Origin of the sequence: Acinetobacter sp. T_3_1 (genome assembly GCF_025377055.1) — a bacterium.
Lineage (GTDB): Bacteria > Pseudomonadota > Gammaproteobacteria > Pseudomonadales > Moraxellaceae > Acinetobacter > Acinetobacter kookii.
Genome location: NZ_JACHVD010000004.1, coordinates 209225 through 215459, shown reverse-complemented (window position 1 = coordinate 215459; position 6235 = coordinate 209225). Strand labels below are relative to the sequence as shown.

The following is a 6235-nucleotide window of genomic DNA, read 5'->3' as shown; positions in this document are numbered from 1 at the left end:
GTTTTATGATACAGATAAGAAAAGAACATTCGAATTTCTGAGCAACAACTTTCATCTGGCAGCATCCACCATTGCTGCAATTTATAAAGACCGCTGGAAGATTGAGTTATTCTTTAAAGCCATCAAGCAGAATTTAAAACTGAAGTCATTTCTAGGTCGAAGCCGCAATGCGATACAAACGCAAATATGGATTGCATTAATCGCCTATTTGCTGGTGAACTTCGCTAAACACATGGCACAAGAAGAATGGAGTATTCAGCGTTTATTGCGAATTATTCAGGTCAATTTATTTGAAAGGAAACTTTTAAGGTCACTCTTTGTGCCTGATAAAAAATGGCGAAAACAAGAAGAACCTCAATTGAGGTTCTTCTTGTGATATTTGTGGGACAGCAGTGNTTCAGCGTTTATTGCGAATTATTCAGGTCAATTTATTTGAAAGGAAACTTTTAAGGTCACTCTTTGTGCCTGATAAAAAATGGCGAAAACAAGAAGAACCTCAATTGAGGTTCTTCTTGTGATATTTGTGGGACAGCAGTGGCCTTACGGCTCTTTTTAAATTTGGTGTTCAGATTAACCAAAACGACCGGTAATATAGGCTTCAGTCAATTGATGGTCTGGCTGGGTAAAGACTTTTTCAGTTGAATTGACTTCAATCAAGTCACCTAAATGGAAATAGGCAGTACGGTCAGATACACGCGCAGCCTGTTGCATCGAGTGAGTTACAATCGCAATGGTATATTGGGTTGAAAGCTCTGAAATCAGTTCTTCAATTTTGGCCGTTGCAATCGGATCCAGCGCCGAACATGGTTCATCCATCAGAATGACTTCCGGACTGACCGCAATGGTACGCGCAATACACAAACGTTGCTGCTGACCACCCGAAAGACCTGTACCCGGCTGGTTCAAACGGTCTTTGACTTCATTCCACAGCCCCGCTTTATGCAGGCTATTTTCCACAATTTCTTCCAGATCATATTTATCGCGCGCCAAACCATGCAGTTTAGGGCCATATGCCACGTTATCAAAAATCGATTTCGGGAATGGGTTCGGTTTCTGGAATACCATACCAACTTGTGCACGCAGTAAAACCACGTCCAGATTCGGGTCATAGATATCCTGATTATCCAACATCACCTTACCGGTCACGCGACATGAATCAATGGTGTCGTTCATACGGTTTAAGGTACGCAGGAAGGTTGACTTGCCACATCCCGATGGACCAATAAAGGCAATCACTTCATTTTCATAGATATTGATGTCAATACCTTTAATGGCTTCTGCTTCGCCATAGTAAACATGGACATCTGAAGTACTTATCTTAACATTCGACGTTTCATTTTCTTTTTTCGTTGAAGCATGAGTATCGAATTGAGAAACAAATGAAGTACCAGGATGTTTTTGATCGACTTCAGGAGCTGTAAACTGTTTCTGTTCTGGATTCACGGATTCATCCTGTTCTAAGGAATTTGCTTGTGTCATATCTGTTACAGTATTCATATATTGTCCTCACCTTACCAGCGTACTTCAAATTTCTTACGTAACCAGATGGCAAGGCTGTTTAATCCAACCATCAGCGCCAGTAAGACAATAATTGCGGCAGCAGTACGTCCTTCAAAGAAGTTACGCAATTCATTACCCTGCCATAAGAAAATTTGTACCGGTAATGCAGTGGATTGATCGAGTGGCGATGTTGGCACACTGGCCACGAATGCGCTCATCCCAATCAGAAGTAAGGGTGCGGTTTCACCGAGTGCTTGTGCTACCCCAATAATGGCACCGGTTAAAATACCCGGCAGTGCCAACGGCAACACATGATGAAATACCGTTTGTACACGGGAAGCGCCTAAACCCAATGCCGCCTGACGAATCGATGGTGGCACGGCTTTTAGTGATGCACGAGTGGTAATAATTACAGTTGGCAAGGTCATCAGGCTCAGAACCAGACCACCGACCAACGGTGCAGAAAGAGGCAAATGCATCCAGCCAATAAAAATCGCGGCACCGAGCAAACCGAAGACAATCGAAGGAACGGCTGCCAGGTTATTGATATTCACTTCAACAACATCGGTAATCCAGTTTTTAGGTGCAAATTCTTCAAGATAAATGGCTGATGCCACACCTATCGGAATCGAGATAAAAATCACGATCAGCATCATGAACAATGAGCCCATGAATGCACCCGCAAGACCGGAAGTTGCAGGTGAACTGCGTGAGTCAGGCGTAGTAAAGATATTGGTATTGAAAGTATTTTCAATCACACCTTTGGCTTTTAAATCATCGGCAAGCTGGCGAGTTTCAGGACTCAGCTGTTGCTGGTCATCAGGTAAACTGCGGTCAATATTACCTGCTAGCCATACGTCGACATTGGCATCGGCCAGAATCTTGATCTCTTCTTTTTTGCCAATCAGTGTTGGATCAGCCAGGACCATATCACGCAGGCGATAGGCTTCTGAACTGGTATACAAACCGGATAACTCATCACGCTTTGATGCACTTGAAGGGTCTTTTGCAATAATGCCATTGACGATCAGTGCATCCCAATCCACCATGCCCATTTCGGTTTGCCAGGCAATGATACGCTCTTCAAACTGGGCTGGAGATTCACCCTCTTTCGGGGTAGGTTTGGCCCCTACCTGAATGATGGCCGGATCGAAATAGACCGGTACAGAAATACTGTTTTGCCAGAAGGCAGGCAAGCCTTTCGCTAAAATACTTCCGAATAAAAGCACCACAAAGAACAGACCTGTCACAACTGCAGAAAAGCCCATAATACGGAATGTCTTTTCTTTACGATGACGTTTCGCTAAAGAACTGGCAATTTTCTGTTTACGTTTTTCGCGTAATTCAGCTGCAGCCTGTGGGTCAAGGCTTTGACCCATAGAAGATGTATTTGATGTACTCATTCGTATTGCTCGCGATATTTACGCACGATATACAGTGCAACAATGTTTAAACCTAACGTAATCACAAACAGCGTTAGACCTAATGCAAAGGCAACCAAAGCTTGCGGACTGGCAAAGTCGGTATCGCCGGTTAACTGGTTCACAATGGTAATGGTGACTGTAGATACGGCTTCTAGCGGATTGACATGCAGTAATGGACTGTTCCCTGCTGCCAGAACCACAATCATGGTTTCACCAATTGCACGTGAAGCAGCAAGTAGGAATGCGCCAATAATACCCGGCAGTGCAGCCGGCAGGACTACCTGACGAATGGTTTCAGATTTGGTTGCACCTAAACCTAATGAACCGTCGCGTAGTGCACGTGGTACCTGGGTAATAATGTCATCCGACAGTGACGACACGAACGGAATAATCATGATGCCCATAACAAAACCGGCAGTTAAGGCACTGGTTGCATTAATGTGCAGTCCAATGCTTTCGCCAAGCAACTTGAAAAATGGGCCAATGACCATCAATGCAAACACGCCATATACAATGGTTGGAATACCGGCTAAAACTTCAATGGCAGGTTTGGCCCAGGCACGAAAACCTGATGGTGCATATTCAGCCAGATAGATGGCAATCATCAGTCCAACAGGAACCGCAACCAATAAGGCGATTCCGCTCACCATGAGGGTTCCCCAGATTAATGGCACCAGGCCATAACTGCCCTCTGCATTTCCGGAAGTACTAAACCCAGGATTCCATTCCGTACCAAAAAAGAAATCGATCGGACTTACAAAATGGAAGAAGCGCATGGCTTCGCTAAACATTGAAAGCACAATGCCGATGGTGGTTAGGATTGCCACACCAGAGCATAGCGCCAAGCCCCAATTAATGATTTTTTCAACCTGGTTACGGGCACGATATTGCTGGGCAATGCGCTTTTTGGCCATCACCAGACCCACCAGGGCGGCACAGATCACCAAAGCCAATTTGGCAAAGGAACTAATGGTTTCAATTTTTGCGAGTTGCTGTGCCGCTGCAATTTCATAGGCCGCAGCTTGATCACTCACCCCGAAACCTGAGGCAATCGCTTGAACACGATCAATGAGCACTTCTATGCCTGCACGATCCAATGTGGCTGCAACATTTGCAGGCACATTATTTAACACCACATGACGCAGAATATTCGGTTCGACAATATTCCAAACCAGTAAAATTAAAAAAGCAGGGATACCACACCATAAAGCCACCAGCGCCCCATAATAGCCAGGACGAGAGTGTAGTTTTGCAGTGTTATTTCCCTTACCTGCTAGGTTACGGCTTTTCGATAACCCGATTTGATAGGCGATGGCGATCAATGCCAATAACACACCCATAAGTAGCAGATTCATGTATTCTCCAGCATTTTTCAATTTTCATGCTTTGAAAAACTTGTCTATGCAAAAAAGCCGAAGGTAGAAATAATTCTACCGTCAGCTCATTCAACCTAATTACTTAACCGCTTTACCGGCTTTCAAATTTGCAAGAATTTTGGCACGTTCTTTATCTGACATAGAAATCAGACCCGCTTTTTCCAGTTTAGAACCTTTACCTGAAACTTTCTTATTCAGGAAGTACTCAGAATACTGTTGTAAGCCTTTGATTGATTTAAGGTGCTCACCTTTCACGTAGAAGTACAATGGACGTGATACCGGATAAGAACCATTCAGAATGGTTTTCTCTGATGGAGTCACATTGTTTACTGTAGCAACACGCAATTTGTCACGGTTTTGATCATAGAAACCTAAACCAAACACGCCTACCGCACTTGGAGAAGTTTTTAAACGTGCCAGTGTTTCAGTGTAATCACCAGAAATTTCGATGACTTTGCCATCTTTACGGAAAGTCGAACATGCTTTCTTCTGTGCATCTTTGTCTAAATTTTTGAAATATGCATAAGATTCGCAACCTGCCTCAACCATTTTTTCCTGGAACACTTCACGTGTACCGTGGTTAGAAGCCGGAATTACTAAAGTAATTGGTTCATTTGGAAGTGCCTTGTCAATTTGGTTCCAGCGTGTATAAGGGTTTGGAACCAGTTTACCTTGTGAAGGCAACTCTGCTGCCAATGCAGCAAATACATGTTGTGGACGCAGTTTATAAGCTGCTTTCTTTGAGTTAGACGCAAATACAATACCGTCATAACCCACTTTAATTTCAATCACCTGGTTTACGCCAGCTTTTTTACATGCCGCCAATTCAGTATCTTTGATTTTACGAGATGCGTTGGCGATGTCGATGGTATTGTCACCTACACCCTGACAAAATTGTTTTAAACCGCCAGATGTACCACCAGAACCAACAACCGGTGCTTTAAATTGCGGGAAAGTATTACCAAATTCTTCTGCTACAATACTCGCGTATGGCAAAACAGTCGAAGAACCAGCAATCTGGATGGTGTCACGAGCTGCATTTGCGGTTGTTGCTACAGCTGCCCCTGAAACTGCTAAAGCAAGTGCGATATGGTTTAAGCGCATTCTTTTCTCTCTTCAATAGATGCAATTTTGAAGTACGCTACTTTTTATAAAGTTTTGTACTTATTTCGATGATTGCATTTTGATTTTAGAATATGACAATCAAGTTACAGCATTGTGACGCTTTTATGATAATTCCTTTCTTTTGTAGAATCCTTAAAAATACCTTTTAAATTCAATAACTAAAAATCCATCAGAAATATTATTCAGGGATTATTTTTAACTGTAAATTTGTAATAATTCTTAAATCTGTCATTTTCTCATGCTTCTTTTTCTACTTGCAGGGTGTTTATTCTATGATCAAACAATAAAAATCTTCTATTCCTGGATTTCTTTTCTATCTGTATCAGGCTTTCACTCCGCTCTCTCAGATTTACACTGCTCTTTTTTTCCAGCACTGGTCCAAATCTTTGAAATTTCATAGAACATAGCTTTGTCATATAGTCAAAAATAAATAATGACAGTGATATGACCATAAACAGTAAAACAATTAAAAATTTTAATCCTGATTGACCCGTTCACATGGTTTTTAAAGAACATGACTCGGACTTGCTTGCAGAATACTGGTATCTGAAAGGTTTTAGCCTATAGGTTGCAGCTCGAATTTAAAGCAAAAATTTTAAACCACATCTCTCAATCGGATCATTTGACATGGATGTCACCGCGGCATTAAGAAGGAAGAATATTCCTTCAGTAACGAAAAGGATTTTTGTTTGTCTTACGGAATATATTCCTCATCCCTGAAAATTAAGACTCAACCCACACAATATGATTGATGCCGCATAAATCAAATGAGGTTGTACAATCTTAAGCACAAAAAAAGGAGACCGTGTG

General features: G+C 42.3%; 5 protein-coding genes and 1 pseudogene. 2 read left to right on the top strand and 4 right to left on the bottom strand.

Features of this window, described 5'->3' with window-relative positions; translation table 11 throughout:
• Both H4I94_RS07295 and H4I94_RS07290 read left to right on the top strand, forming a co-directional pair.
• Positions 1 to 376, top strand: a 376-nt coding sequence (locus H4I94_RS07295) for a transposase (RefSeq protein ID WP_261182587.1), incomplete at its 5' end; no start/stop codon positions are given.
• A gap of 22 nt (positions 377 to 398) precedes the next feature.
• Positions 399 to 518 (top strand): annotated as a pseudogene (locus tag H4I94_RS07290) (IS4 family transposase); the annotation flags it as partial.
• A gap of 52 nt (positions 519 to 570) precedes the next feature.
• On the opposite strand, the gene pstB reads toward H4I94_RS07290, so the two are convergent.
• The 4 genes from pstB to H4I94_RS07270 all read right to left on the bottom strand — a co-directional run bounded on the left by pstB (position 571) and on the right by H4I94_RS07270 (position 5404).
• A complete protein-coding gene (gene pstB / locus H4I94_RS07285; RefSeq protein ID WP_092818562.1) occupies positions 571 to 1497 on the bottom strand; it encodes a phosphate ABC transporter ATP-binding protein PstB in 927 nt (308 codons plus the stop codon).
• Positions 1498 to 1511: 14 nt separating this feature from the next.
• On the bottom strand, positions 1512 to 2903 hold the full coding sequence (pstA, locus tag H4I94_RS07280; RefSeq protein WP_261182586.1) for a phosphate ABC transporter permease PstA: 1392 nt from the start codon (positions 2901 to 2903) through the stop codon (positions 1512 to 1514).
• Positions 2900 to 4279, bottom strand: a complete 1380-nt coding sequence (gene pstC, locus H4I94_RS07275; RefSeq protein ID WP_092818564.1) for a phosphate ABC transporter permease subunit PstC — start codon at positions 4277 to 4279, stop codon at positions 2900 to 2902. Before pstC ends, pstA begins: the two co-directional genes overlap by 4 nt.
• 99 nt (positions 4280 to 4378) lie before the next feature.
• Positions 4379 to 5404 carry a substrate-binding domain-containing protein gene (locus tag H4I94_RS07270; protein WP_092818565.1) on the bottom strand — a complete coding sequence of 342 codons (1026 nt, stop codon included), beginning with the start codon at positions 5402 to 5404 and terminating at the stop codon, positions 4379 to 4381.
• Positions 5405 to 6235 lie beyond the last annotated feature (831 nt).